The 26,426-nt window shown below is 59.1% G+C and carries 21 protein-coding genes and 1 tRNA gene; 16 read left to right on the plus strand and 6 right to left on the minus strand.

Annotated elements, in window-relative coordinates; translation table 11 throughout:
• Window positions 1-51: 51 nt before the first annotated feature.
• Both gspD and JQR87_RS07815 read right to left on the minus strand, forming a co-directional pair.
• Entirely contained in the window at window positions 52-2,322 is a 2,271-nt protein-coding gene (gene gspD / locus JQR87_RS07810) for a type II secretion system secretin GspD (protein ID WP_407291142.1), read from the minus strand.
• Window positions 2,323-2,325: 3 nt separating this feature from the next.
• On the minus strand, window positions 2,326-2,961 hold the full coding sequence (locus tag JQR87_RS07815) for a type II secretion system protein N (RefSeq protein ID WP_407291140.1): 636 nt from the start codon (window positions 2,959-2,961) through the stop codon (window positions 2,326-2,328).
• 345 nt (window positions 2,962-3,306) lie between these two features.
• On the opposite strand from JQR87_RS07815, the gene JQR87_RS07820 reads away from it, so the two are divergent.
• The 5 genes from JQR87_RS07820 (at window position 3,307) to JQR87_RS07840 (ending at window position 8,496) form a co-directional block, all read left to right on the plus strand.
• A tRNA-Asp gene (locus tag JQR87_RS07820) sits at window positions 3,307-3,383 on the plus strand.
• A gap of 398 nt (window positions 3,384-3,781) precedes the next feature.
• Complete coding sequence (locus JQR87_RS07825; RefSeq protein WP_407291139.1) at window positions 3,782-5,419, plus strand: methyl-accepting chemotaxis protein; 1,638 nt, start codon at window positions 3,782-3,784, stop codon at window positions 5,417-5,419.
• A 446-nt stretch (window positions 5,420-5,865) separates the two neighbouring features.
• Window positions 5,866-7,305 carry a cytochrome ubiquinol oxidase subunit I gene (locus tag JQR87_RS07830; protein ID WP_407291137.1) on the plus strand — a complete coding sequence of 480 codons (1,440 nt, stop codon included), beginning with the start codon at window positions 5,866-5,868 and terminating at the stop codon, window positions 7,303-7,305.
• A 2-nt stretch (window positions 7,306-7,307) separates the two neighbouring features.
• Complete coding sequence (gene cydB / locus JQR87_RS07835) at window positions 7,308-8,315, plus strand: cytochrome d ubiquinol oxidase subunit II (RefSeq protein WP_407291135.1); 1,008 nt, start codon at window positions 7,308-7,310, stop codon at window positions 8,313-8,315.
• Window positions 8,316-8,337: 22 nt separating this feature from the next.
• Window positions 8,338-8,496, plus strand: coding sequence for a DUF2474 domain-containing protein (locus JQR87_RS07840; protein WP_407291133.1), 159 nt, complete (start codon window positions 8,338-8,340; stop codon window positions 8,494-8,496).
• Between the two features lie 271 nt (window positions 8,497-8,767).
• Here JQR87_RS07840 and JQR87_RS07845 read toward each other — a convergent pair whose 3' ends face one another.
• Together JQR87_RS07845 and JQR87_RS07850 are read right to left on the minus strand one after the other, a co-directional pair.
• Complete coding sequence (locus tag JQR87_RS07845) at window positions 8,768-9,805, minus strand: AraC family transcriptional regulator (protein WP_407297780.1); 1,038 nt, start codon at window positions 9,803-9,805, stop codon at window positions 8,768-8,770.
• Window positions 9,802-10,812: a carbon-nitrogen hydrolase gene (locus JQR87_RS07850; RefSeq protein WP_407291131.1), complete on the minus strand. Its 1,011-nt coding sequence runs from the start codon at window positions 10,810-10,812 to the stop codon at window positions 9,802-9,804. The genes JQR87_RS07845 and JQR87_RS07850 overlap by 4 nt, the downstream gene beginning before the upstream one ends.
• 216 nt (window positions 10,813-11,028) lie before the next feature.
• On the opposite strand from JQR87_RS07850, the gene JQR87_RS07855 reads away from it, so the two are divergent.
• The 5 genes from JQR87_RS07855 (at window position 11,029) to JQR87_RS07875 (ending at window position 17,184) form a co-directional block, all read left to right on the plus strand.
• Window positions 11,029-13,059 carry an NADPH-dependent 2,4-dienoyl-CoA reductase gene (locus JQR87_RS07855; RefSeq protein ID WP_407291129.1) on the plus strand — a complete coding sequence of 677 codons (2,031 nt, stop codon included), beginning with the start codon at window positions 11,029-11,031 and terminating at the stop codon, window positions 13,057-13,059.
• 48 nt (window positions 13,060-13,107) lie between these two features.
• The gene (locus JQR87_RS07860; RefSeq protein WP_407291127.1) at window positions 13,108-13,551 is read left to right on the plus strand and encodes a nuclear transport factor 2 family protein; all 444 of its coding nucleotides are present in this window, start codon (window positions 13,108-13,110) and stop codon (window positions 13,549-13,551) included.
• 184 nt (window positions 13,552-13,735) lie between these two features.
• Window positions 13,736-15,097 (plus strand): chromosome partitioning protein ParA, encoded by a 1,362-nt coding sequence (locus JQR87_RS07865; RefSeq protein WP_407291126.1) that lies wholly within the window; start codon window positions 13,736-13,738, stop codon window positions 15,095-15,097.
• 13 nt (window positions 15,098-15,110) lie between these two features.
• On the plus strand, window positions 15,111-16,055 hold the full coding sequence (locus JQR87_RS07870; protein ID WP_407297779.1) for a 1-aminocyclopropane-1-carboxylate deaminase/D-cysteine desulfhydrase: 945 nt from the start codon (window positions 15,111-15,113) through the stop codon (window positions 16,053-16,055).
• A 25-nt stretch (window positions 16,056-16,080) separates the two neighbouring features.
• Window positions 16,081-17,184: a cyclic nucleotide-binding domain-containing protein gene (locus JQR87_RS07875; RefSeq protein WP_407291125.1), complete on the plus strand. Its 1,104-nt coding sequence runs from the start codon at window positions 16,081-16,083 to the stop codon at window positions 17,182-17,184.
• A 9-nt stretch (window positions 17,185-17,193) separates the two neighbouring features.
• Here JQR87_RS07875 and chrA read toward each other — a convergent pair whose 3' ends face one another.
• Together chrA and JQR87_RS07885 are read right to left on the minus strand one after the other, a co-directional pair.
• On the minus strand, window positions 17,194-18,414 hold the full coding sequence (chrA, locus tag JQR87_RS07880) for a chromate efflux transporter (protein WP_407291123.1): 1,221 nt from the start codon (window positions 18,412-18,414) through the stop codon (window positions 17,194-17,196).
• A 92-nt stretch (window positions 18,415-18,506) separates the two neighbouring features.
• Entirely contained in the window at window positions 18,507-19,436 is a 930-nt protein-coding gene (locus tag JQR87_RS07885; protein WP_407291122.1) for a DUF1853 family protein, read from the minus strand.
• A 181-nt stretch (window positions 19,437-19,617) separates the two neighbouring features.
• Here JQR87_RS07885 and JQR87_RS07890 point away from each other — a divergent pair, with 181 nt between their 5' ends.
• From JQR87_RS07890 to pepN, 6 genes are all read left to right on the plus strand, one after another.
• The gene (locus tag JQR87_RS07890) at window positions 19,618-20,505 is read left to right on the plus strand and encodes an NAD(+) kinase (RefSeq protein ID WP_407291121.1); all 888 of its coding nucleotides are present in this window, start codon (window positions 19,618-19,620) and stop codon (window positions 20,503-20,505) included.
• Window positions 20,505-21,464, plus strand: coding sequence for a metallophosphoesterase (locus tag JQR87_RS07895; protein ID WP_407291119.1), 960 nt, complete (start codon window positions 20,505-20,507; stop codon window positions 21,462-21,464). The genes JQR87_RS07890 and JQR87_RS07895 overlap by 1 nt, the downstream gene beginning before the upstream one ends.
• Complete coding sequence (locus JQR87_RS07900; RefSeq protein WP_407291118.1) at window positions 21,465-22,343, plus strand: rhomboid family intramembrane serine protease; 879 nt, start codon at window positions 21,465-21,467, stop codon at window positions 22,341-22,343.
• A 67-nt stretch (window positions 22,344-22,410) separates the two neighbouring features.
• Complete coding sequence (locus JQR87_RS07905; RefSeq protein WP_407291117.1) at window positions 22,411-22,686, plus strand: YeaC family protein; 276 nt, start codon at window positions 22,411-22,413, stop codon at window positions 22,684-22,686.
• Window positions 22,686-23,519, plus strand: a complete 834-nt coding sequence (locus JQR87_RS07910) for a DUF2797 domain-containing protein (protein ID WP_407291115.1) — start codon at window positions 22,686-22,688, stop codon at window positions 23,517-23,519. Before JQR87_RS07905 ends, JQR87_RS07910 begins: the two co-directional genes overlap by 1 nt.
• A gap of 107 nt (window positions 23,520-23,626) precedes the next feature.
• The gene (pepN, locus tag JQR87_RS07915; protein WP_407291114.1) at window positions 23,627-26,284 is read left to right on the plus strand and encodes an aminopeptidase N; all 2,658 of its coding nucleotides are present in this window, start codon (window positions 23,627-23,629) and stop codon (window positions 26,282-26,284) included.
• Window positions 26,285-26,426 lie beyond the last annotated feature (142 nt).

The following is a 26,426-nucleotide window of genomic DNA, read 5'->3' on the forward strand; positions in this document are numbered from 1 at the left end:
GAGATATCCATGCGAAACGAATTCGTTCGGCCGGGACTTGGATCACGGTGTTCAGTCGTTCGCCGGTGCGAAGTTCACCACGAATCCGTCAAGCCGTTCTTCGATCGCGATCTCGTCGCGAAGTCGATCAGCCGCCTGGCGGCTTTCGATAGGGCCTACAAATACTCTATGGGTCCGGCCAGTCGCTCGCAGATAGGCGTCAAAGCCTTTTTCGTTCAGCTTGTCGACCAGCGCTCGAGCGCTGTCACGGTTTTGCAGGCTTGCCAGCTGTACTGCCCACCCGGATTGCGCGGACGGCGTAATGGCAGGCTGAGCCTGCGGAACGAATGCCTCTGGTGCACGCTGCGTTGCTGGGGCAGCAGGCACGAGGCTACGTGGCGCGGGTTCGTTGGATCGTAGGTCGATCGCCGGCGCAGGCTGTCCTTGGCCGTCGAATAATCCTTCCGGTGTCGCTGGCAAGATGCTGGGGTTTTCCGAGTTGGTCTCGATCACCCGAATGTCGCTGTATTTCTTCCCTGACAAAGCGGCGATACCTGCGCGATCGCGGATCACGGTAGGTCTCAGGAATACCATCAGGTTGCGTTTCACATGGGTTTCTTGGGTGGAACGAAACAGAGCGCCCAACAAGGGAATGTCACCCAGCAACGGAACTTTGGAGTCAGTGCGTGTGACGTCATCCTGAATCAGGCCACCCAGGACGATGACCTGTCCGTCTTCGGCAAGAATGGTGCTTTTGATCGAGCGCTTGTTAGTCACCAAGTCAACGGCCTGGGCGGACAAGCTTGCCTGAGGGGCAATGGACGAGATTTCTTGCTCGATCTCCAAACGCAGTGTTGCGCCTTCATTGATGTGCGGGACGACCTTGAGAGTGACGCCGATATCTTCCCGCTCGATGGTGGTGAAGGGGTTGTTAGCGCCGGAAGCGTCAGTTGTATAGGTGCCGGTCTGGAAGGGTACGTTCTGCCCGACGAGAATCTCTGCTTCCTGGTTATCGAGCGTGAGAAGGCTTGGCGTAGAGAGCAGGTTGCTCTTGCTGTTGGCAGACAGCGCGGTGATCAGAGCGCCAAAACTACGCGTGCCGACGCCGATCACGGCGCCGTCAGGAAGATTGTCGGGAATTTCATTCTCGCTGATGGCGTTCAGCACGCTGCCAACCGAAAGGCCGGTATTGCCAAAACTGACCCCGCCCAGTCCGCCGGTCCCGCCTCGCGCGTCCACGGCCCATTGCACCCCGAGCGCGTCGGTGATGTCGCCTGATACTTCGACGATTGCCGCTTCGACCATGACTTGCGCGCGTGGGACGTCGAGTTGGCGAACGATTGATTCGAGGGTCGAGATCAGTTCGGGCTCGGCAAGCATCACCAGAGCGTTGAGGCTCTCGTCAGCGCGGATCAGGATGTTCTGCTGTCGGCCCCCTTGTGCCTCGCCATCGGCAGGGGTGGCCAGGCCCTCGGATATGTCTCCCAGCGTTTCCGCCAGGGACTTGGCATCATTGTGACGAAGGCGAATGACCCGTGTGTTGGCTGAGCGCGTGCTTGGGGTGTCGAGTGTCTTTGCCAGGCTGGCCAGCTTCTGCCGTGCCTGCTCTGGTCCAGTGAAGATCAGCCTATTGGTTCGCGAATCAGCGATGATCTGAGCACCCGCTGTATCGCGGGCCTCACCGCGAGCCAAGGTATTGCGCAGCACCTCGGCAATATCCACGGCCCAGCCATGCTGCAGATTAACGACCACGTAGTCGTCGTTTTGGGCATTGTCGAGTTGGCGTACCAATTCTTCGATACGCGCGATGTTGGCGCTGCGGTCGCTGATGATCAAGGCATTAGCGGAGCTGACTGCGGCGAGATGACCGTACTGCGGAACCAGTGGACGGATCAGCGGGATCAGCTCGGTCGCTGAGGTATGCTGAACCTGTATGACCCTTGTTTCCAGAAGATCTCCTCCAGTCGGGCCGCTACCTGCCTCCGACTTGGCTTCGGCGTTCGGTACGATCCTGGCAACCTCACCTTGGGTGAGTACGCTGTAACCGTGGGTCGCCATGACCGACAAAAACAACTGATAGACTTCGTCCAGCGAAAGGGTTGTCGACGATACGACGGTTACCTGCCCCTTTACACGAGGGTCGACGATGAAAGTCTGTCCGGTCAGTTGACTGATCTGGTCGACGAAGGCTCGGATGTCGGCGTCTTTGAGATTGATTGTCCAGCCATCCTGTTGAGTCTCGCTTGGTTCGATACCTGGCTCGGCGGCCAACAGGGGTAGCGGCGCGGCGAGCACGCCGGCAGCAAGCAGAGCGATGAGTTGGCGTGAGGAAAAAGGCAGCATCAGTCAGTCGTCTTCCGTGGGCTGTTCGTCGGAGGGCATGGTTTCAGGCGGGCTTGTTGCCCCTTCCATTTGAAGTCGAAGGGCTTCCATTTGCTGTTGAAGCATCTCCGCTTGCGGATCGGTTGCATCTATCGGGGCAGGTTCGCTGTAGTCGGGCAGGCTATCGACTGCCGCTCTAGGGGAGCGAACACTTGGAAAAACAAGGCTTTCGATACGATTACCACGTTTCAACTCCACCCTGTCTGGATGAACGCTGTATAGGAGTACTCCTGGCTCGAGCTCTTGATCGACCCCATACAGCTGGGGCGGTTGTCCTGCCAATTGAATGATTGCCGTCGATCGACTCGGGTCGGCATGAACGAAGCTGCCTAGCAAGGTTAGATCAGAACTCGATTCGCCGGCGGTGTAGCTTTGGCCGGCCGGAGCCGGGGCGCCAAATAACCCCTCCATTCGCTCCAGGTCCGGCGCGACGCCCGCGGGCTGAGTGCTGTCCGATATTGCCGTAGGCGGCGTTCGAGTCAGTTTGAGCCAGGCCATGGCCTGGCTGGCCAGGTACAGACCAAATAGCACGACGATAGCTGCGCTGAGGATCAGGGGCGCGTACTGACGAAATTTCTGCAGTGCTGCGGTGGAAGCCAAGCTAGGCACTCCGTGAAACCAAATATTGACGGTCAAGAACGCTGACGCGTGCTGCGGTTACGATGCTGCAAACAGCGGACCTGGCTAGAGTGTAGACCCGGACCGTGACAAAGAAACACTTGAGTATGCTAGTGCAACTGACTGTTTTATGGGCAAAAGGTGCCAATAGACAGTTGTATGAGCGATTCGACTGCAGGCGAGCAGAATTTTTTTGAAAAAAAAGCGATGCGCTGTTGACTTGGTTTCCCTCGATGCGTAAATTGCGCGCCTCGCAGGGCGATCAGCCATTAGTTACAACGGTTGAGTCTAGAGTCCATGCGAACCGGACGAAAGTCCGACCGACGCGCAGCGGTAGTTCAGTCGGTTAGAATACCGGCCTGTCACGCCGGGGGTCGCGGGTTCGAGTCCCGTCCGCTGCGCCATATTTGCTTCCCGTCTGCGGAAGCCACGCGAAAAGCGGCCTTAGGGCCGCTTTTTTAGTTTCTGCTAGCACCTGCGTTACCACTCTCCCACGTGTCATCCAGCTCATCGAGGCGCCTTTGTCTGGCCTGTGTGCCTGGCCTGGATGTGCACCGCCGAATACCTCCACAAACGCCCAAAACTTGTACATAAAGAATCTGAGATTGAATCTCAGCGCTGCCTTTCACGTGTTTTCAATGGCTTAAAGCTGCTTCACCGCGGACAAAACGAAATAGCTGTACAAGAAGGTGTCATTGTGCCATCTTTTGTACAGGTTATGGGCGGCTAGGAAGTTTCTGCTGACGCACCGTAATGACATTTCTTGCCGGCTGCCCTGCAGCATGCACGCAGAGACTTTCCAATGAATAAGCAGATGTCAGTGTCCAAGCGCCTTGGTCTCGGTTTTTTTGTAATCCTCGCCTTGATGGCTGTCGTTGCCATGGTGAGTGCGTTCAAGGTCGACACCATCGATCGAACCATGAAGAGCATCAGCGCTCAGGCAGGCCTCAAGCAGCGCTACGCAATCAATTTCCGGGGAAGCGTTCATGATCGGGCGATTGCCGTCCGGGACGCGATCAGCGCCGCTGACCCCAATTTCGCGCGGGGTCGGATCGCTGAAATCGATCGTCTGGCAAAGATGTATGCCGACTCGGCAGTCCCAATGAAGGCAATGCTTGTACAAGGCACCGCTGATTCGGTCGAGCTGCAACTGATGGCACAGATCGAAGCGATCGAAGCGAAGACCAATGAGTTGACCCGCCAAGTCGTGGAGATGCGGTTCGCTCAGGGCTCGGAGAAGGCGTTTGCCTTTCTGCTGGAGGATGTCGCTGGCGCTTATAGCGAGTGGCTTCGGCTGATCAACGCCTTTATCGACCACCAAGAGATGTCGATAAACCGACAAGTGACCGTGGTGCGTGATACGGCCAGCGGCTTTCTCATGCTCATCATTACGGTTACAGGCATCGCGATGTTGCTCGGGACGGTGATCGCGGTGCTGATCATCCGCAAACTGCGTTCGACCCTCGGCGCGGAGCCTGACGAAGTGGCTCGGGTGATCGGCAATCTAGCTGACGGTGAGCTGGGGCAGGTGATCCTCACCCGCTATCCAGACAGTGTCATGGGTGCGACTGCGAAGATGGCGAGTCGATTGACTGGCATCATCGCTGAGGTTCGGGCCGCTGCAGACGGGCTAGGCGTGGCCTCGGCAGAGCTGCTTACCTCGTCGGCTAGCAGCAATCAGCAGATCCAGCAGCAATCGGCCGAGGCCGAGCAGGTAGCAACCGCAATCAACCAGATGGCAGCGACAGTCACTGAAGTCGCAAACTTTGCAGCCCGCGCCGCGACAGCGGCCAAAAGTGCCGATGAGCAAGTCGAGACCGGTACGCGTGTAGTGGGGGAAACGGCGATTTCGATCCACAACCTGGCCAAGGTGCTTGAGCAGGCCACCGAAACGGTCAGCCAGGTTTCCGAGCAAAGCGGCAGCATCGAAAAGATCCTTCAGGTCATCACCGCTATTGCAGAGCAAACCAATTTGCTAGCCCTTAACGCGGCTATCGAGGCGGCGCGTGCAGGGGAGCACGGTCGAGGCTTCGCAGTCGTAGCGGATGAGGTGCGGTCGCTGGCGAACCGTACCCAACAGTCGTCAAGCGAGATCAGTGAGATGATCGAGTCGTTGCAAGCGGGAGCAAGCAAGGCAGCAGAGGTTATGCAGACAAGCAAGCGAATGGCGCAGCAAACGGTGGAGCAGACACTCGAGGCGGAGGGCGCTCTGTTAAAGATCCGACAGGAAGTTGGTTCGATTAACGAAATGAATGCGCAAATCGCCACCGCCTCAGAGGAGCAGAGCGCAGTGGCCGAAGAGGTCAATCAGAGCGTGACGCGCATACACGATTCCGCCGTCGCGAGTTCCGCGGCTTCCAATCAAGTAGCCTCCTCGAGTCGAGACCTGACTACGCTTGCCGGAGAGCTCACTCGCAAGGTCGGCTATTTCCGCGGTTGATGCGCCGCGCTGTAGGCCAGCAAAACCATCTGCTGGCCTGGAATCGCCATCGCACCTGAGCCAACCGAGTGACTGCCGAGTGCTGCAGTGCCGTTACGATAGCCCCTGATTTCAGGCGCTCGGTGTTCAGCTGTCGATGGACGGCTTCGGTATCGGCTGTTGCGCTTTAAGCAACTGAGGCGTTTCTCGTTCGACAGCTTATCGACGCGCGAAGGCACAGCCGTCACGTTCTGAAATTCGCGGCTCGCCACATCCGGCGAAGGCAGCTAGCTGCCTGAAACAAGCAGAGTGCGTAAGGGCGCCAAGCCACAACTTCGAATGATTGTCCTTGACCTGCGTCAACCTGTAACGGGGTGTCAGCCGCACGGTTGAGGTTAAATGCTGTCAGTAATGGGTGCTCTGACTAACGTGCCAGGGGCTGACGGCTTACTGACGAGGGGTGGTAAATGTTCGGTTTGGAAGCGCTTGAGCTTGCGCGGATCCAGTTTGCTTTCACGATTTCGTTCCACATCATCTTCCCTGCAATCACCATCGGGTTGGCGAGTTTCCTGGCGGTGCTGGAAGGGTTGTGGCTGAAGACCAAGCGTCAGGTCTATCGTGATCTCTACCATTTCTGGTTGAAGATCTTTGCCGTCAACTTCGGCATGGGCGTGGTTTCGGGCATCGTCATGGCGTACCAGTTCGGGACAAACTGGAGCGCCTATTCGGAGTTTGCTGGAAGCGTTACAGGGCCATTGCTGGCCTATGAGGTGCTGACGGCCTTCTTCCTGGAGGCCGGCTTCCTGGGGGTCATGCTGTTTGGCTGGAACCGCGTCGGCGCCGGGCTGCATTTCTTCTCCACGCTGATGGTGGCTGTCGGCACGCTGATCTCGACGTTCTGGATCCTGGCATCCAACAGCTGGATGCATACGCCGCAGGGGCACGAAATCATCGATGGCATCGTGGTCCCGGTGGACTGGTTTGCGATCGTATTCAACCCTTCCTTCCCGTACCGCCTCACACACATGGCGATTGCCGCCTTTCTCGCGACCGCGTTCATGGTCGGTGGTTCTGCCGCTTGGCACCTGCTGCGTGGCAACGACAACCCGGCGGTGCGAAAGATGTTCTCCATGGCCATGTGGATGGCGCTGATTGTTGCTCCCATCCAGGCGGTGGTCGGCGACTTTCATGGCCTCAATACGCTTGAATATCAGCCGGCCAAAATCGCTGCGATGGAAGGCCATTGGGACAATTCCTCAGGTGAACCGACTCCGCTTCTACTGTTCGGCTGGCCCGACATGGAGCGCGAAGAAACGCGCTACAAGGTGGAAATCCCTTACCTAGGGAGCCTGATTCTCAAGCACAGCCTGACAGAGCAGATCCCGGCGCTTAAGGATTTCCCAAAAGAGGATCGACCCAATTCCACCATCGTTTTCTGGACATTCCGGATCATGGTCATGCTGGGGCTGCTGATGATTTTCACCGGCTTCTGGAGTCTTTGGCTGCGTCGTGGTGGCAGGTTGTTCCATACCAAACCCTTCCTGCGTCTCGCCTTGCTGATGGGCCCCTCGGGAATTCTGGCGATCCTCGCAGGTTGGTTTACCACTGAGGTGGGACGGCAGCCATGGGTCGTTTACGGCGTCATGCGGACCGCCGATGCGGTTTCCAACCATAGTGCCGGGCAACTTGGCCTGACCTTGGCGATGTTTGTCCTGATTTACTTTGCCGTGTTCGGCATCGGGTTCGTCTACGTCCTGCGTCTGATCGCCAAAGGGCCGATCATCCACGAAGGGGACGAGAAGGGCGCTGGCGGGCCGGGCGAGAAGCGCACACCCATGCGGCCACTTTCCGCAGCTGACGAGGCGCTCCCGCACGATCATGGCGACAAACTGGGCGAGAGGAACTGAATATGGGCGTTGATCTTTCGCTGATCTGGGCCGTCATCATCATCTTCGGCATCATGATGTACGTGGTTATGGATGGGTTCGATCTCGGTATCGGGATTCTCTTTCCGTTCCTGGCCGATACCTCGGAACGCGATGTTGCGATGAATACCGTGGCGCCTATCTGGGATGGCAACGAGACATGGCTGGTGCTGGGCGGCGCAGGGCTGTTCGCAGCGTTCCCGTTGGCCTATTCGGTGGTGCTTTCTGCGCTCTATCTGCCGATCATCTTCATGCTGATGGGCTTGATCTTTCGGGGCGTTGCGTTCGAATTCCGCTTCAAGGCCAGCGCGGCCAGGCAACATGTCTGGGACAAGGCATTTGTTGGCGGCTCCCTGGCGGCAACTTTCTTTCAGGGTGTCGCACTTGGCGCTTTCATCCATGGGTTCCCGGTTGTCGATCGCGCCTATGGCGGTGGCCCGCTGGACTGGCTGACACCGTTCTCGGTGTTTTGCGGCTTGGCACTGGTCGTCGCTTACGCCTTGCTGGGTTGCACCTGGCTAATCATGAAAACCTCTGGCGAGTTGCAAAAACGCATGCACGACATCGGAATTCCGCTGGTCTGGGCTGTGCTGGCCGTGACCGGCATCGTCAGTATCTGGACGCCGCTGACCCATCCTGACATCGCGGAACGGTGGTTCAGCATGCCGAACCTGCTCCTGTTCATGCCGGTGCCGATTCTGGTTCTGGCATGTACGTTCGGCCTGCTTCGGTCGATCAAGCGTTACGCCCACTATTCTCCGTTTCTGTTTACGCTGGCACTGATTTTTCTGGGTTACAGCGGGCTCGGCATCAGCCTCTGGCCCAACATCATTCCACCCTCTGTCAGTATCTGGGAAGCCGCTGCTCCGCCGCAGAGCCAGGGCTTCACCCTGGTCGGGGCACTGCTCATCATCCCGCTGATCCTGATGTACACCGCTTGGAGCTATTACGTATTTCGCGGCAAGGTCAGTGCGGACGACGGCTATCACTGAACGGGTCCTCACGGAGCAAGCTATGCAGAATAAGCACGAAAGCGGTGCAACCGGGCCCAAGCCGTTGTGGAAGCGCATGACCTGGCTGGTCCTGATCTGGGCGGCGAGCGTGTTCGCCCTGGGTGTGGTGGCCTGGTTGCTGCGCCAGGCAATGACTGCGGCGGGGCTGGCAACGCCCTGACCTCGGGCAGGGTCTACCCGCGTACGGCGGCGATATGGGCGTTGGAGCAATAGGTCGGCCGGGTTGTCTATTTGTGATCAGCAATGTGATGCACTTCATGTGTCGGTCATGTGCCCAGGATAATTTGTTGGCATGACCTTTGAAGAGCAGAACTAGCCAAACCTGAGAAGAGGATCGCTTTATGGACGACTATCAAGACGAAATTCTCGAGTGGCACGCGTCAGAGCAGGATGGGCCAGAGCCGGCTGACGACGCGTTCGAGCTGTGACGATCACTCGGCGCGCCTTTGCGCACGCCGATACTCCCCAGGGGTCTGTCCGCTCCACCGTTTAAAGGCGCGTTGAAAAGCCTCTGCAGACGAAAATCCGAGCAGCCAGGCGATTTCGCCGAATGCCGATTCCGTGTCCCGGATGTATGCCATTGCAAGATCGCGACGGGTGTCATTGAGAATGGCGCGGTAACTGGTACCTTCTTCGCCCAGCTTGCGGCGCAGCGTCCAGGGCGGCAGCTGCAGCCTTACCGCGACCTGCTGCAGATCGGGCTCTTGACCTTTAAGCATCGGCCCGAGCAGCTGAGCCACTCGCTCTCTGATACTGCGGGTACGGGTGCGAATCTCCAGTTCCGCCTCGCATAGTTCGAGAAGCTGGTACCAGGTACCCGGGCAGTGCTCCGGGTTACGGATCGCCAGTGTCGTTTGATCCAGCCGCAGTTGATTGTGCTCAGCTTCGAAGTCGACTGCCCGTTCGAACAACGTTTCGTAGCGCTCGGCATAATCGGGTCGTTGGAATTCGATATGTACCGCAACCGGAGCCAACGGCCGGCCTGCAACCGAGCAGAGTTGCGTAACCCAGCTTGCCAATACGGTGTCCACGACGAACTGGTTGTAATTGTTGTACGGGCTGATCGAGTAGAACCTGAGCCATGCGCCTGTTGCGTCTTCGTGCAACCCTGATGCGCCCCGATAGTTGGAAGCATATAGCGGCTCGTAGCGAATCAGGGCACGTGCGGCTTCGCGTACCGTAGGGGCTTGCGCCGAGGTCACACCAGCGAGGCCGAGGTGACCGGCTTTGCGCAATCGGCCCATTTCAAGCCCAAGTGCGGGGTCGCCTGCGAGTTGCATTGCGGCATGTCCGAGCCGCATGTAGCGAGGGATGGAGAGCCGTGCTCGCGGCTCCGATAGCCGCCCATGGTCGAGGCCGTAAGCATCCAGTAGCGGTTGTGGGTCGATTTGTCTTTCCTGCAAAGCGCTGACGAGGCTGTGCACGAAGCCGACCGAAAGATCTCCTAGGCGAACCCTTTGGCGGATCATGGTCGAGTGGGCAGCCATTGGTTGGTTAGCCGTACCGGATCGCCATGCAAGTGCCGTGTTGGTCTGCGGGGCGAACCAACCAGGTTCCAGGGAAGCCCAAGCGTGCGGACCTCCATCCGCGTCAGTCCTGTAAGGCCGGTTATGTCGGCGCCGCACGTTTCCGTCGGATCCTCACGCGCGCCCGGTAGTGCAAGCAGCTCGGCTCTATCGGGAAGAGTTCGTGTATATCCGTCGCACCCGAGCAGTACGACCAAGGAGCCAGCCGGTGTTGGCAGCAGGGACGGCGACAGGCCCTTGGGCGCTTCGCTGTAACGGCGCTCATATCGGCTCAGGTTGTTCTTGTACTGCAGTGGACCCAGTACGCTACCTTCAGGCGAAAAACTGAGACTTACCTGCCTCAGCGGCCCGGTACCGCTTCGTAGTCGACCCTCGTCGAGATAGGGTTCCGGCAGGACGATCGAGCCGGCGACGAGCGTCACCCCGTACGCCTTCGCCAGCCCACCAAAGATGTCCTGATAGTCACGAGCCATCTCTCGTGCCTTGATCTTCAGCACAGCCTCGGTTCGCCGATCCTCTCCTTCGTTATCCAGCAGCGCACGCAAGTAGTCCCAGGGGTTGCTCAGGGCCATCCACTGCATGGCGTCACGTAGGGTACGGGCCTGCTGCACTTCAGGCTTCTCGCCCAGAGCGAACAAGCCAGTGCCGACATGCTCGGGCAAAACTACTATGGTCTGGCGGTTCAGCAGCCCGGCTTCCTGTGCTTGGTCGAGGTAGGTAGCGAACTTCAACCGTAATCGCTCGCGGCTCTGATAGTCGGCCGGCATCAGTCGGGTCTCGATCCCGAGCAGGTTGCCGTTTTCTCCCGGCTGGCCCCGGCTCTCGATTGGCAGAACCCGAAGATCGGACAGCAAGGGACCACTGGGCCGGTCATGAGTCCAGTCGAGGTAGATGACGAGTGCCGCGAGGGCGAGCGTGGTGATGCCGAGCAATTTGCTGTAGGTGGGCATGGATTACAACGTTAGCAGCGTTCCACAGAGACTAGGCATCGCGCTGACGCTTGCCAAGCGTTTTGCGCATTTGAGTCAGGTAGTTGTGATTTTTGGTCATTGAGTGCGCGGCAAGCGCTGTTTATCGTCACGGCACTGCGACCGCGCCCATAGAGGCGTGGCGACCCAACCGATGTATATCTGGCACAGGCTGTGCCGCCTGATCGAGGAACGAACATGACTGCCTTTCCGCATCTGCTGGCTCCGCTGGACCTGGGTTTCACCACGCTGCGCAACCGCACACTGATGGGCTCGATGCACACCGGACTGGAAGAAATGCCCAATGGTTTCGAGCGCATGGCAGCCTTCTTCGCCGAGCGGGCGCGTGGAGGCGTAGGCTTGATCGTTACCGGCGGGGTAGGTCCGAACGAGGAAGGTTCGGTGCGAGCCGGAGCAGCCAAGTTGTCGACTCCCGAAGAAGCCGAAGAGCATAAGGTCGTTACCCAGGCAGTGCACGAGGCGGGTGGCAAGATCTGCATGCAGATCCTTCATGCCGGGCGTTATGCCTACAGCCCCCAGTTGGTAGGCCCGAGCGCCATCCAGGCGCCGATAAATCCCTTTACGCCACGCGAGCTGGATGAAGAGGGCATCGAGAAGCAGATTCGTGATTTCGTCAACTGCGCAGGTCTGGCTCAGAAAGCTGGCTATGACGGTGTGGAAATCATGGGCTCGGAGGGCTACTTCATCAACCAGTTCCTGGTAGCTCATACCAATCACCGGACTGACCGTTGGGGCGGCAGTTACGAAAACCGTATGCGTCTGCCGGTTGAAATCGTACGGCGTGTACGCGAAGCGGTTGGCCCCAGATTCATCATCATCTATCGGCTGTCGATGCTGGATCTCATGGAAGGCGGCAGTACATGGGACGAGGTGGTGATGCTCGCCAAATCCATCGAGCAGGCCGGGGCCACCTTGATCAATACGGGCATCGGTTGGCACGAGGCCCGCATTCCCACTATCGCCACCAAGGTGCCACGGGCGGCGTTTACCAAAGTGACGGCGAAGTTGCGCGGGCAGGTCGGTATTCCCCTCGTAACGACAAATCGGATCAATACGCCGGAAGTCGCCGAGCAAGTCTTGGCGGAAGGGGATGCGGACATGATTTCCATGGCACGTCCATTCCTTGCCGATCCGGATTTCGTCAACAAAGCGGCTGCGGATCGCAGTGACACCATTAACACCTGTATCGGCTGCAACCAGGCCTGCCTGGACCACACCTTCAGCGGGAAGTTGACAACCTGCTTGGTCAACCCGCGTGCCTGCTACGAGACCGAACTCAATTACATCCCTACCACCACGATCAAGAAGATTGCTGTCGTAGGGGCCGGTCCTGCTGGCCTTGCGGCTGCAACTGTCGCGGCGGAACGCGGCCATCAGGTGACGCTGTTCGATTCCTCGAATGAGATCGGAGGTCAGTTCAATATCGCCAAGCTTGTGCCGGGCAAGGAAGAGTTCTTCGAAACCCTGCGTTATTTCAAGAGCAAGCTGCAAAGCACAGGTGTCGACGTCCGCCTCAACACGCGCGTAAAGGCCGCCGATCTGCTAGCTGGTAGCTTCGACGAAATCATCCTGGCGACCGGCATCGCGCCCCGCACGCCTGATATCCCAGGCATCGATCATCCGATGGTGATCAGCTACATCGATGCGATCCTTCAACGCAAGCCGGTTGGGCAGCACGTGGCAGTCATCGGTGCCGGTGGGATCGGATTCGACGTATCCGAATTCATTACACACAACGGCCTCTCGACCAGCCTCGACAGAGAGGCGTTCTGGCGCGAGTGGGGTATTGACCTTGCGCTGGAAGCACGGGGTGGGGTGGCAGGCGTCCAGCCGGAGCCGCACGCGCCGGCACGGCAGGTCTATCTCTTGCAGCGCAAGAAGTCCAAGGTCGGCAACGGCCTGGGCAAGACCACCGGCTGGATTCACCGCACGGGGCTCAAGAACAAGCATGTGCAGATGATCAGCGCTGTTGAATACCTGGCGGTCGACGATAGAGGCCTGCACATTCGTGTGGCAGATGGTGAGCCGCAGGTGCTACCGGTTGATACGGTCATTGTCTGCGCTGGCCAGGACCCACTACGTGAGTTGCAGGCTGAGCTCGAGGCAGCGGGGCGCCAGGTTCATCTGATCGGCGGGGCTGACGTTGCCGCAGAGCTTGATGCCAAGCGCGCCATCAATCAGGGTTCACGGCTAGCCGCTGAAGTGTAACTCCTAAGCCCCGCTTCAAAGCGGGGCTTTTTGTTCAGGAGCAATGACATGAGCACATCGCTTTCGCTACAACAGGCCGCTGCCGCAACCTTGCAGCGATGGCATCAGATGATTAAAGCCCGCGATCTCAGCCAGTTACCTGAGCTGTTGCACCCGCAGGCGGTGTTTCGCTCGCCAATGGCGTTCACGCCCTACAAGAGCGCTAACGCGGTCAATCTCATCCTCAACACCGTTATGAAGGTACTAGAAGACTTCACTTATCACCGCGAGCTGGCCAGCACCGGCGGTTTGGACGTCGTGCTGGAGTTCAGCGCTCGCGTCGGCGATCGTCAACTAAAAGGCATTGACATGATTCGCTTCGATGAGGCGGGACTGATTGTCGAATTTGAAGTAATGGTCCGCCCGATGAGTGGGCTACAGGCGTTAGGCGAGGAGATGGGTCGGCGCCTGGCACCTCAGCTCGCGGTGTTAAATAGAACTGACGGGCTTTAGTCCGACCTGTTCACAATTTGTCTGAAGCGTTTTTGGCACCCCTTACCGCCACCAGAGTCGCTGCCAACCGAGTCACATTGCCGGTTTTGCTTTTTCCCTTACACTTGCGCCAGTCGCGGGTTGGCTGGATTCAATCGGCAACCTGTAAATTCGCTGGCCGTTCAAGCTGTTGAGGAAGCCGAGCATGCAGATCAAACCGCAGACGGTCGAAGCCGTGCTGTTCTTCAATGACGGCGGCGTCTGCAAGGAAATGCTCTATCCCGAATTCGAGGCCATGCTCGATGGCGTGGTGACCATGCCCGAGTTCGCCGACAAGCAGATGCGAGTCGTTTACCTGCTGGTCAACTCACGGCTGCAAATCCGTGCCGCTGTGTTCTTCTACCTTGACTTCAATGAAGACGGATCGGCCGACAATGGCTGGAATATCCCGCTGCGCAGCCTTGCCGAGCGTACAGGGCGCGGCCCGGATCTCGGCGCAGGGCCCATTCGTCTGGCTTGCCGCAGCCAGTGCCCGGTTTCCTGGTATCAGATGCACCTGTGGGACCCGCAGGTAGCGCAGGGCAACAACCATTTCGTCATGTTGCGAGATCGCATCAAGCGTAACCAGTTGGGTCTGCTGGTTGAAGAGGAAGCTCCGCAGGCAGTGCCGACCGAACGCCTCCAAATGGTGGCGGAAGACACCTGGTACTCGCCTGATATGGCCAAGCAAGCCGCCACGCATCGTTCCGAGCAATTGCAACAGGAGCAGCGGCAGAAAGCGGCTCAGTTGATCAAACAGCAGCGCTTGCGAATTGCCAACCTTGAGCAATTACGCGAAGCAGATGTTGCCAAGCTGCGCGAGGCGGCAGCGCAGCAACAGACAAAGTTGCAAAACGAGATTGCCGAGTTGCGCAGTGCGCTGCTCAAGCAGGAGCAGCACGCCGCTGATCTCCGTAATCAACTGGCAGCTCAGGCCGAGGTTTTTCAAAGTAATCGCGAAGAGATGAGCAAGCAGTTGCGAGCCCTTGAGCAAAACAGTCGTGAAGAAGCTGAAGCTGCGAGGGTTCGCTTCAGCTCCGATCTACAGGTGCAGGTAGCCGCAGCAGTCGCTGAATATAAAGAGCAGATTGCCATCCGTGATGTCGAGTTGGCTTACCGCAATGAGCTAGACGCGCAGCTTCAGGAAGAAATCGAAGCCTTACAGAAACAATGCACCGTGCTGGCCGAGCAGAGTGGAGATCGCACGCTTGAACGGCTCTCGCGGCTCGGTGTGGTGTTCATGGCCTATCATCCTGGCGCCGGCCATCTAACCATTCCGCTTCAGGATCTGACCCGCTATCAACATGACCCGCTGGCCTACGCGGCCGCTAAGTGCTCGGTTTCAGCAGAGCAGTACCGGCAATGGGTCGATCATTTTCAACAGCCGACCTGCGTGGCGGCCTTGACCAGTGGTGAGCGCTGCAACATGCCATTGGACAAGATCGATTCACCCGCTCGTTTCGTAACCGGCGAATCCAACTGCTGCGCCAGACACCGGTCTCAAGGTCGCATGCGTACCGGTAGTTGAAAGGATCACGCCCATCTCTTTCATCGCGCCGAGCCTGATTCATGCGCCCCTTCAACCGCTCGTTTTGCCCTGGTTGAGTGACGCTGGCCTAAGCGTCGCCGTGCTGCGTCTCGATCTTGTGGATTCTGAGTTGTCCGGCAACAAGTGGTTCAAACTCACCAATCACTTGGCCGCTGCTCTTTCGCGCGGCGCGCCGGGACTTGTTAGCCTCGGCGGTCCACATTCGAACCATCTCCATGCCCTCGCGGCAGCTGCCCAGCGTTATGGCCTGGCCAGTGTCGGTTTGCTTCGCGGCCATCCGCAGCAGACTGCGACGGTTGAAGATCTTCAGCGCTTCGGTATGCAGCTGCACTGGCTTGGCTATGGCGGCTATCGTGAGAGGCACAGAGCTGATTTTTTCGATGCGTGGCTCGATCGTTATCCAGGCTATTACGGCGTGCCCGAGGGCGGAGGCGGGCTTGACGGCGCTCTAGGTTGTGTCCCGCTTGTGGCGCACGTTCAGTCTAGGCTCGCCGATGTTGGATGGTGCGACTACGACGGTTGGTGGCTTGCGGCCGGCACTGGTACCACGCTGGCTGGCTTGGTTATCGGTGAGGCGCAGCAACGTGGAAAGGTAGTCCATGGCGCGCTTGCGGGCCCTCTTTCGCACCGCGTGGCGGAGGGTATAGGCCGACTCCTTCTCGATGCCGGGGCCGCGGATGCGGGCTATAAGCTTTTCGATGCCAGTCGTGGTGGCTTTGGTCGTTTTGACCCATCACTTGCCCGCTTTCTCGTGGAAACGGAGGCTAAGTCGGGGCTACCACTGGAGCCCGTATACACAGCAAAAGCGATAATGGCATTGCGCCTTCAAGCGCAGGCCGGGTATTTTGCGCCAGGCACCCGGCTTATCTTCGTCCACACCGGTGGATTACAAGGTCGTAGAGCTGCCGAGGCGCAGCTGGCCGATCTGCTGTGCTGATAATCCCGTCCTCTGGAACTCATGGATGAACAAGCCGCTGCTTCCTGACCTATTCCACCGCCTGGTCCCGCTCAATACCCTGTCTCCGCGTCAGTTGCAGCTGCTTCGTCAACGACTCGAGCACCGAGCGCTGGCCGCCGGCGAGTCCCTGTTTGACAAGGCCCAGCCCTCGGGCCTGAGCTATTTTCTGCTCAGCGGCACATTGGCTGTCTGCGGCCCAGAGGGCGAATCGTTCGTGGTTGCAGGATCGCCTGAGAGCTGTCACCCATTGGCTGCAAGCACTCGTCTCTATAGCGCACGCGCCGTGGAAGCGGCAACTGTGCTCTGTATCGATAGTGCACAGCTGGACCAGCTGGTGTCTTGTCATCACGCAAAAGCCGATCTGTTGCTTGAACTGGCTACGGCTGGAGAGCTCACTGATTGGCTTGAAGCTCTTCTCGAAAATCCGCTGTTCGCCAAGGTGCCGCCTGTGAATGTGCGAGACATGCTTGGCAGGCTTTCTCCCATCGATCTGCCGGCGGGCTATGTGCTCTTGCGTGAAGGTGAGGCGGGCGAGTGCTGTTATTTTCTCAAAAGTGGGCGGGCTGAAGTCGTGACTGGCCATGGTCGCGACGGGCAGGTGGTGGCAGAGCTGGACGTTGGGGCCTGTTTCGGCGAGGAGGCGCTGATTACCGACAGTCCGCGCAATGCCACCGTGACGCTGATCGAAGACGGCTGCGTATTGAAGCTGGCGCGTGAGGATTTCCTTGCGCTACTGAAGGCGCCGGTGGTGGACGAGCTGGGTCTTGAAGAGGCAAGCGTGCTGGTTGCCAATGGAGCTCAGTGGCTTGATGTGCGTCTCTTGGAAGAATACGAGCAAGGGCACGCTGAACAAGCGTTGAATATGCCGTTGCACTTGTTGCGGCTGAAAACGCGGTTGCTGAAGCAGGGGCGGTTGTATCTGTGTTACTGCGACAGCGGCAAGCGCAGCGCCAGTGCTGTCTTTCTGCTGACCCAACTGGGTTTCAATGCCTATGCGCTTCGTGATGGTCTAGATGGGCTTTCAGTCGAAGCCTACTCATCATTTCTGTGCGAACAGGGTCGCGGTTATCTCGCGCGCTCTGGAGGCCGTACCGAGCGCAGTGCTTGAACCGACTCGCTAGGTAACGACTGCGAGCAGCCAGCCGGCTGCGCCTCCAGCCAGTACAACGAGCCATGGCGGCAACTTCCAGACCATGAGTGCGACGAGTGCAATCAGTGCCAGGGCGAAATCGACTGCGCTGAAAATGGCGCTGGTCCATACCGGATTGTACAGCGCCGCTAGCAATAACCCGACGACGGCGGCATTGACGCCCCCCAGTGCCGCCTGCATATGCCCGTTGGCACGCAGACGATCCCAGAACGGCAGGGCGCCGAACACCAATAGAAATGACGGAACGAATACAGCCAGCAGGCACACCGCGGCGTTGATCAGCCCGCCATTGCCACCCTCGATTGACGCACCGAGAAAGGAAGAGAACGTGAACAATGGGCCAGGAACGGCCTGCGCTGCGCCATAGCCGGCAAGAAAGGTATCGTTGCTGACCCATCCGCTCGGGACGACCTCTGCCTGCAGAAGTGGTAGTACGACATGCCCGCCGCCGAATACCAGCGCGCCGGCGCGGTAGAAGCTATCAATCATGGCTAGCGTCAGGCTTGAGGAGGCAGCCGCCAGTGCCGGTAATGCGAACAAGAGGATGAAGAAGATGAGCAGGGCGAGAACACCTGTCAGGCGTTTCGCCCTCGGTCGAAAGGGCACCAGATCCGCAGCCTTGTTAGACTGGAACATCAGCAGGCCAGCGACGCCGGCCAGGACAATCACGAGAAGTTGCGCCCAAGGCCCAGAGGCCAGCAGAACCACGCAGGCTGCCAGCACTGCCAAGGTGATCCGTAGCCCATCCGTGCAAAGGTTGCGCGCCATTCCCCATACCGCCTGTGCCACAACGGCGACCGCGACGATCTTCAGGCCATGAAGGAGCCCGTCTGGGACGGCATCGCCCCAGCGGCTGATACCCAGCGCGAACAGGGCCAGTGCAATAGCCGAGGGGAGAGTGAAGCCGCTCCAGGCAGCCAGCGAGCCACGATAACCACCACGCAGCAAGCCGATGGCAATGCCGACCTGGCTGCTGGCTGGGCCAGGAAGAAACTGGCAGAGCGCGACCAGATCTGCATAACCCTGCTCGTCGAGCCAGCGCCTGCGATGGACGAACTCTTCTCGGAAATAACCAAGATGGGCGACTGGCCCGCCGAATGAGGTCAGGCCCAGGCGTAAAAACACCAGGAAGATAGCCCAGGGTTTGGACTGTTCCAGCGGAGGTGATCCGGTTTCGTTCGCACCCATTAACAGGAAACTCTAACGGTATTAAAGACTTCAGGACTTCCGTCGTTGAGTGTGCCGGATACACGTGACATTTTCACGAAGCCAGGCGCTGGTCACATGGCTGGCCAGCAGTTAGGCACTAGAAACAGACGTTCTTGCTCAAGCCAGTTCCCGTTCGGTTCTGCCTCAAGACGGACCAGGAGCTTTGCCTGGCGCTGGCCTTCGATGTCATCAACCCACTGGTCAAAATCCGGTCGTGACCAGACCGCGTCTGCCTTCATGTCGGCTGGTGCGAGCCAGGCGTGGCGAGGCAGAGGCTGCCAGCAGGCCTTAGCGTCGCCGGCGACAAAGCCCTGCCAGTCCTGATGGCGCACCCAGCGCCCGCCAAGATGATGTGGGTTGGCGCCAGCCGGTGGGACACAACCCTGTACCGGCTGGAACAGGTAACCGCCGAGCCAGAGTGCGCTCTGGATTTCGCGGCAGGTCAGCTCACTCAATAAGCTCTTGGCGGCAGGCGTGCTGGGTAGCTTGAGTTGATGCTCGCGCAGCCGTTCTAGCTTGATATCGAGCCGATCGTGACTGCCGGGGCCGAACCAACGCTCATGCGTCGCCGTCTGGTCGCCAAGCCCGAGGTAGAACTTCACTGCCAGCTCCAGGTGATGAACGCCCTCCTGATCGCGAACCAGCAGGTCCAGTTCGCCGAGCGTCTGCCCGTCCTGGTGGATGGCCAGGTTTGCTACCAACAGGTCGACATCAGGTGCCTGGCACAACGCGAATTGCCAGAGTCGCTCGTAATAGAGGCCGAGGCGCCTGATGCTGCGCTGCGCGAGCCACGTCTCAAGAATCGAGGGCTGCTTGTCGAGCAGGCAAAGCCAGTCGGCCAACTCATCGGGTCGTTCGGTCCAGCGGCTGGCCGACAGCGGGTGTCGCTGCGGGGCCGGCGGGTTGTTCAGAAGCGGCGGAGAAAGCAGCGTCCAGGTCAGGTCTCGTACCTGAGGGTGCGAGAGTTCTCCGAGCAGGGCAGTCAGGTTGGGAAGTGTCATGCAACCAGCATAGCCGACGATGGTTTGCTGCCACTTCCAGCTTTCGCCCATAATTCGGCAGCCGCACTGAACTCGACCGCGCCCGCGCGACACCAATCTAGTGCCTGTTACGCTTCGGCCGGGCCCAGCGTTTTCCGACCCAGCACCCGCCTGTCATCCGTCACGCCAACAGGGAGTTTCAATGGACCAGTTCCGCAACATTGGCATCATCGGTCGCCTGGGTAGTTCCCAGGTGCTGGATACCATTCGCCGGTTGAAGAAATTCCTCGTGGAGCGTCATCTTCACGTGATTCTCGAAGAAAACATCGCCGAGGTGCTCCCAGGTCATGGGATGCAGACGTCTTCGCGGCAGCGTTTGGGCGACTCCTGCGATCTGGTGATCGTGGTGGGGGGTGACGGCAGTTTGCTGGGCGCAGCCCGGGCGTTGGCCAAGCATCGCGTCCCGGTATTGGGCATTAACCGTGGCAGCCTCGGGTTTCTTACCGACATTCGGCCCGATGAGCTGGAAGAGAAGGTTTCCGAAGTGCTCAGCGGGCAATACACGCTGGAAAACCGCTTTCTGCTCGAGGCCCAAGTGCGTCGCTTCGAGGAGTCCATAGGGGAGGGCGACGCGCTTAACGATGTTGTCCTGCATCCTGGAAAATCGACGCGGATGATCGAATTTGAGCTGTATATAGACGGCCAGTTCGTTTGCAGCCAAAAAGCCGACGGCCTCATCATCGCCACCCCTACCGGCTCAACGGCATACTCCTTGTCCGCTGGGGGGCCGATCATGCACCCACGGCTGGATGCCATCGTTGTCGTGCCCATGTATCCGCATACGCTGTCCAGCCGACCGATTGTGGTGGATGGCAACAGCGAGCTGAAAATCGTGGTCTCACCGAATATGCAGATCTATCCGCAGGTTTCGTGTGACGGGCAGAACCACTTCACCTGCGCGCCCGGCGACACGGTCACGGTCCGCAAGAAGCCGCAGAAGCTGCATTTGATCCATCCGCTTGATCACAACTACTACGAGGTCTGCCGCACCAAACTTGGCTGGGGTAGTCGCCTCGGTGGAGGGGAATAGTGCTCGTCGACCCGGAGCGCAGCTACGACCTTATCGGCGATGTGCACGGCTGTGCGCATACGCTGATGCGTCTGCTCGAGCAGCTGGGCTATAGCCGGCACGGTGATGTATGGCGGCATCCGCGACGGCAGGTGATCTTTCTTGGCGACATCATCGACCGCGGCCCGCATATCCGTGAGGCGCTGCATCTGGTGCATGCCATGGTCGAAGCAGGCCAGGCCCACTGCATCATGGGCAATCATGAATTCAATGCGCTGGGTTGGTACACCCCGGCGCCATCCGAGAGCGGCAAAACATTCGTTCGCGACCATACGCCGCGCTACGCCATGCTGTTGCAGCAGACGTTCCAGCAGTTCGATCAATACCCGGAGGAGTGGACAGCGTTCCGGGAGTGGTTCATGACATTGCCGCTTTATCTTGACGGCGAACGTTTCCGCGTTGTTCACGCCTGCTGGGACAATACGGTGATCGCCCAACTGCGAGAGCGGTTGAGTCATGGGCGTGTCGATCAAGAGTTCCTGCGCGATGCGGCGTTCAGTCAGGGCTTTGCAGCCAAGGCGCTCGACAGGCTCCTGCGCGGTACGGATATGCCGCTACCCGAAGGGCTTACCCTTACCAGCGCCGAAGGATTCACCCGCAGCTTTTTCCGGACCAAGTTCTGGGAAGAGAATCCGCAAACGTACGGTGATGTCGTGTTTCAGCCTGACGGCCTGCCAGAGAAGGCGGCGCGGGTGCCCCTCAGCGAGAGTCAGAAAAATAAACTGTTTCTCTACGGCCCGAATGACCCGTTACTGTTCGTCGGGCATTACTGGCGTCGTGGTACGCCAGCGCCAATACGGCCGAACCTCGCGTGCCTCGATTACAGTGCGGTCAAATATGGCAAGCTCGTCGCCTATCGGCTCGATGAGGAAACCAGCCTGGACCCGGCGAAGTTCGTCTGGGTGGACGTGGAGCGATAAATGAGTGCAGTAGAGGCTTTACGACTGCCTTTGTCCGAAGACTTGAGTGGTTTCATTGCGCTGTTGAGACGCTTGCAGGTGCCTTGTCGCGTGTCGGAAGAAGCCGGTCAACAGGTGCTCAGAGTGCCGGCAGAAACCGCTGAGCAAGTTCGCGAGCTTTATCAGCGCTACCCTCACGGGGATGACGCTGTGGTGGCTGAACAACCCCGACGTCGCAACGGAGGATTCGTCGCCAGCCTGCGCCGCAGCCCGCTGACAGCGACAGTCTTGCTGCTGACGCTGATCGCAGCGGCAATCTCCATGCTCGGCGAGAACCTCGAGACTGTTCGCTGGTTGAGCTTTACCGACTTCCGCATCGAGGGTGAATACGGCTATTTCGCCACGCTGGAGCAGACCCTTGCCGAAGGACAGTGGTGGCGACTGGTAACGCCGATCTTCGTACACTTCGGCTTTCTTCATCTGGCGATGAACTCCATGTGGTACTGGGAGCTCGGTCGGCGAATCGAATCCCGCCAGGGCGCATTCATGCTGGTCGGCCTGACGCTGCTGTTTGGCGTCGTTTCCAACGTCGCACAATACAGCTTTGGCGGGCCGGGAATTTTCGGCGGGCTTTCCGGCGTGCTCTACGGGTTGCTGGGCCATTGTTGGTTGTTCCAGAAGGTGTCGCCGGATGCGGCTTATCGCTTGCCGCCAGGCGTGGTGGTGCTGATGCTGGTATGGCTGGTGGTCTGTTTGACTGGCGTGATCGAAGTGGTGAGCTTTGGTGCCCTGGCAATTGCCAACGCGGCGCATGTCGGTGGCCTGGTAGCCGGCTGCGTGACCGGGGTCATCGGCGGGCTGATGTCGCGTCGCCTGAGTCGCGGCCACCGGCAGCTTTAAGACTGTTCGTTTTCCCTTAAGCGGCGCCGCTCGGTAGAATGCCCGCTTGATCCTTTGGGAGCCGGCCATGTCGTCCTTTATCGAAGCCATCGAAAACATCACCCCCGAAATCTACGAAAACCTGAAAACTGCCGTCGAGCTGGGCAAGTGGAGCGACGGCCGTAAGCTGACACCCGAGCAGAAGGAAACCTGCCTCAGCGCGATGATTGCCTGGGAAATCAAAAACCTCCCCGAAGAGGAGCGCACCGGCTACATGGGTGGTCAGGAATGCGCCTCCAAGAGCAAGAACAAGGCACCCATCGATACCAGCCTGTTTGCCCCCGCTTCGGGAACGCGCCACTGATGCTTGAGCTCGGACGCGGCGCCCTCAGCAAAATGTCGATTCAGCTGGGCGCGCCGGCGCAGTACTCATTCCGTCTGAATGACGAGCTGGTGCCAGTGAATCCTCTGATCGGCAAAAGCTTGAGGTTGGAATACCTTGGCGCCATCCACTGTACCCACTGCGGGCGCAAGACCAACAAGAGCTTCAGCCAGGGCTATTGCTACCCCTGTTTCAAGAAGCTGCCGCAGTGCGACGTCTGCATCATGAGCCCAGAGAAATGCCACCACGACTTCGGCACCTGCCGCGATCCGCAATGGGGCATGGACTTTTGCATGACCGATCACGTGGTGTATTTGGCAAACTCGTCGGGCATTAAAGTTGGCATCACGCGTGCCTCGCAGTTGCCGACGCGCTGGCTCGACCAAGGCGCCAGCCAGGCGCTGCCGATCATGCGCGTCGCCACTCGCCAGCAGTCCGGCATGGTCGAAGACCTGCTGCGCAGCCAGGTCGCGGATCGCACCAACTGGCGCGCGCTGCTCAAGGGCGACGCCGAGCCCATTGATCTGATCGCAATGCGCGAGCAGGTTTTTGATGCATGTGCCGACGGGCTACGCGAGCTTCAACAGCGCTATGGCTTGCAGGCGATCCAGCCAGTGGCGGATGCCGAGGTGTTGGAGATTCGCTATCCCGTGGAGGCATATCCCACCAAGGTCGTCAGCCTGGACTTGGAAAAGACCCCCGTTGTGGAAGGCACCCTGCGTGGTATCAAAGGTCAATATCTGATTCTCGATACGGGCGTGATAAATATCCGCAAGTTCACGGCTTATCATGTCGCAGCCAGCGCTGCGGCATAAGCCAGGCGGTTACTGACGTGCCCGCGACCGAGGGCGACGTCAGGATCGTCACCGACAATTCGCAGCCTCAAGCTCGCGCTTGGGGCTGCCTCCAGGAGGCTCAGCCAATGCGAACCGAACAGCCGAAAGTCATTCATCTCAAGGACTATCAGGTTCCGGATTACCTGATCGATGAAACTCACCTGACCTTCGAGTTGTACGAAGATCGCACCCTGGTCCATGCGCAGCTGGTCATGCGGCGCAACCCGGAGGCCGGTGCCGGTTTGCCGTCACTGCGGCTGGATGGACAAGATCTTGAACTGATCTCCCTGTCGATCAACGACCGTCAACTTGGCCTGGGCGACTACGAAGTTGCTGAGGAAAGCCTGACGCTGCAGCCCGATGCGGCGAGCTTCACCCTCGACAGCACGGTGGTGATTCATCCCGAAAGCAACACGGCGCTGGAAGGTCTCTACAAGTCCGGCAGCATGTTCTGCACCCAGTGCGAGGCCGAGGGGTTCCGCAAGATCACCTATTACCTCGACCGCCCGGACGTGATGAGCAAGTTCACCACGACGGTCAGCGCCGAGAAGCAGTCCTATCCAATCCTACTGTCCAACGGCAACCCCATCGCCACTGGCGAAGAAGAGGATGGCCGTCACTGGGCGACCTGGGAAGACCCGTTCAAAAAGCCCGCCTATCTCTTCGCCCTGGTGGCCGGCGACCTCTGGTGTGTCGAGGACAGCTTCACCACCATGAGCGGTCGCGACGTGGCGCTGCGCATCTATGTCGAGCCAGAGAATATCGACAAGTGCCAACACGCCATGGACAGTCTCAAGAAGTCGATGAAATGGGACGAGGAGGCCTATGGTCGGGAATACGATCTGGACATCTTCATGATCGTCGCTGTGAATGACTTCAACATGGGCGCCATGGAAAACAAGGGCCTCAACATCTTCAACTCCAGCGCCGTGCTCGCGCGTGCCGAAACCGCTACGGACGCTGCGCACCAGCGGGTCGAGGCCATCGTCGCCCACGAGTATTTTCACAATTGGTCGGGCAACCGCGTGACCTGTCGAGACTGGTTTCAACTGTCCCTGAAAGAGGGCTTCACGGTTTTCCGCGATTCGCAGTTCTCTGCCGACATGAACTCGCCGACCGTCAAGCGCGTCGAGGATGTGTCCTATCTGCGCACTCACCAATTCGCGGAAGACGCCGGTCCGATGGCCCATTCGGTGCGTCCGGAATCCTTCATCGAAATTTCCAACTTCTACACGTTGACCGTCTACGAGAAGGGCGCCGAAGTGGTGCGCATGATCCAGACGCTGTTGGGCGAGGAGGGCTTCCGTAAGGGCAGTGACCTGTACTTCGAAAGGCACGACGGCCAAGCTGTAACCGTCGATGATTTCGTCAAAGCGATGGAAGATGCCAACGGTGCCGATCTGACTCAGTTCAAGCGCTGGTACAGCCAGGCCGGCACCCCACGACTCGCCGTCAGCGAGCGGTACGACGCCACTGCCAAAACCTATAGCCTGACATTCCGCCAGAGTTGCCCGCCCACGCCTGGGCAGGGCGAGAAGCACGCATTTGTCATCCCCGTCTCGCTGGGCCTGCTGGATGGGCAGGGCACCGAAATCGCGCTGCGCCTGCAGGGCGAGGATGCAGCGGTCGGTACTACCCGTGTGCTGGCAGTCGACGAGCCCGAGCAGACCTTCACCTTTGTCGATGTGCCGGAGCAGCCGCTGCCGTCGCTGCTGCGCGGTTTCTCCGCGCCGGTGAAACTGGACTTCCCCTACAGCCGCGATCAGCTGATGTTCCTGATGCAGCATGATTCCGATGGTTTCAACCGTTGGGAAGCGGGCCAACAGCTGTCGGTGCAGGTCCTGCAGGACATGATCGGCCAGCACCAGCGCGGCGAAGCGCTGCAGCTCGATCAGCGCTTGGTGGAGGCGCTGCGCAGCCAGTTGGAAGACGAGAGCCTTGACCAGGCAATGGTCGCGGAAATGCTGTCGCTGCCGAGCGAGGCCTACCTGACCGAGATCAGCGAAGTAGCGGACGTGGACGCTATTCACGCCGCGCGTGACTTCGCACGTCGAAGTATCGCCACGGCACTCTCCGATCTGCTCTGGCAGCGCTACCAGGCGAACCGCGAAGTATCTCGACAGACACCTTATGTCGCCGAAGCGGCGCACTTTGCCCGTCGTGCACTGCAGAACATCGCGCTGTCCTACCTCATGCTCAGCGGCAAGCCTGAAGTGGTCGCTTCGTGCGTTGACCAGTTCGAGGAGGCGGACAACATGACAGAGCGCCTGACGGCGCTCGCGGTGCTGGTCAATTCAGGCTTTGAGGCTGAGCGCGACAAGGCGCTGGCTTCGTTTGCAGAGCACTTCAAGGACAACCCGCTGGTGATGGATCAGTGGTTCAGTGTCCAGGCCGGGAATACGCAGCCGGGTGGTCTGGAACGCGTCCAGCATCTCATGCAGCATCCGGCGTTCACGTTGAAGAATCCGAACAAGGTCCGTGCGCTGATCGGAGCATTTGCCAACCAGAACCTGGTCAACTTCCACCGTGCCGATGGTGCTGGCTACCGCTTCCTGGCCGACCAAGTCATTGTGTTGAATACGCTCAACCCGCAGATTGCGTCGCGGCTGTTGGCGCCCCTCACTCGCTGGCGCAAATACGACCTCAGCCGCCAGGGTCTGATGAAGGCCGAGCTTGAGCGGATTATGGCGTCCGGTGAGCTGTCCAGTGATGTCTACGAGGTGGTGAGCAAAAGCCTCGCTTGACGGTCGGAAGATCGCTCGCTGGGTCACCGATAACATCCCGCGCAATGCGCGGGATGTTCGTTTTCGAGGTGTGACAGTCCGTCCCAGATGCAGGGCGTCGGGCGCCCAGAGGCCCCGTGCCATAAGGCGTACCTATCATGCA

Origin of the sequence: Stutzerimonas stutzeri, from assembly GCF_051028275.1 — a bacterium.
Classification (GTDB): Bacteria; Pseudomonadota; Gammaproteobacteria; order Pseudomonadales; family Pseudomonadaceae; genus Stutzerimonas; species Stutzerimonas stutzeri_AS.

What these genes read in the sequence shown, in the direction of transcription:
- cydB (WP_407291135.1), top strand. Translation starts at nt 7,308, where the DNA reads ATGGGCGTTGATCTTTCGCTGATCTGGGCCGTCATCATCATCTTCGGC.
- JQR87_RS07890 (WP_407291121.1), top strand. Translation starts at nt 19,618, where the DNA reads ATGGACCAGTTCCGCAACATTGGCATCATCGGTCGCCTGGGTAGTTCC.
- JQR87_RS07830 (WP_407291137.1), top strand. Translation starts at nt 5,866, where the DNA reads ATGTTCGGTTTGGAAGCGCTTGAGCTTGCGCGGATCCAGTTTGCTTTC.
- chrA (WP_407291123.1), bottom strand. Translation starts at nt 18,414, where the DNA reads ATGGGTGCGAACGAAACCGGATCACCTCCGCTGGAACAGTCCAAACCC.
- pepN (WP_407291114.1), top strand. Translation starts at nt 23,627, where the DNA reads ATGCGAACCGAACAGCCGAAAGTCATTCATCTCAAGGACTATCAGGTT.
- JQR87_RS07885 (WP_407291122.1), bottom strand. Translation starts at nt 19,436, where the DNA reads ATGACACTTCCCAACCTGACTGCCCTGCTCGGAGAACTCTCGCACCCT.
- gspD (WP_407291142.1), bottom strand. Translation starts at nt 2,322, where the DNA reads ATGCTGCCTTTTTCCTCACGCCAACTCATCGCTCTGCTTGCTGCCGGC.
- JQR87_RS07910 (WP_407291115.1), top strand. Translation starts at nt 22,686, where the DNA reads ATGCTTGAGCTCGGACGCGGCGCCCTCAGCAAAATGTCGATTCAGCTG.
- JQR87_RS07825 (WP_407291139.1), top strand. Translation starts at nt 3,782, where the DNA reads ATGAATAAGCAGATGTCAGTGTCCAAGCGCCTTGGTCTCGGTTTTTTT.
- JQR87_RS07875 (WP_407291125.1), top strand. Translation starts at nt 16,081, where the DNA reads ATGAACAAGCCGCTGCTTCCTGACCTATTCCACCGCCTGGTCCCGCTC.
- JQR87_RS07900 (WP_407291118.1), top strand. Translation starts at nt 21,465, where the DNA reads ATGAGTGCAGTAGAGGCTTTACGACTGCCTTTGTCCGAAGACTTGAGT.
- JQR87_RS07905 (WP_407291117.1), top strand. Translation starts at nt 22,411, where the DNA reads ATGTCGTCCTTTATCGAAGCCATCGAAAACATCACCCCCGAAATCTAC.
- JQR87_RS07860 (WP_407291127.1), top strand. Translation starts at nt 13,108, where the DNA reads ATGAGCACATCGCTTTCGCTACAACAGGCCGCTGCCGCAACCTTGCAG.
- JQR87_RS07865 (WP_407291126.1), top strand. Translation starts at nt 13,736, where the DNA reads ATGCAGATCAAACCGCAGACGGTCGAAGCCGTGCTGTTCTTCAATGAC.
- JQR87_RS07855 (WP_407291129.1), top strand. Translation starts at nt 11,029, where the DNA reads ATGACTGCCTTTCCGCATCTGCTGGCTCCGCTGGACCTGGGTTTCACC.
- JQR87_RS07845 (WP_407297780.1), bottom strand. Translation starts at nt 9,805, where the DNA reads ATGATCCGCCAAAGGGTTCGCCTAGGAGATCTTTCGGTCGGCTTCGTG.
- JQR87_RS07850 (WP_407291131.1), bottom strand. Translation starts at nt 10,812, where the DNA reads ATGCCCACCTACAGCAAATTGCTCGGCATCACCACGCTCGCCCTCGCG.
- JQR87_RS07840 (WP_407291133.1), top strand. Translation starts at nt 8,338, where the DNA reads ATGCAGAATAAGCACGAAAGCGGTGCAACCGGGCCCAAGCCGTTGTGG.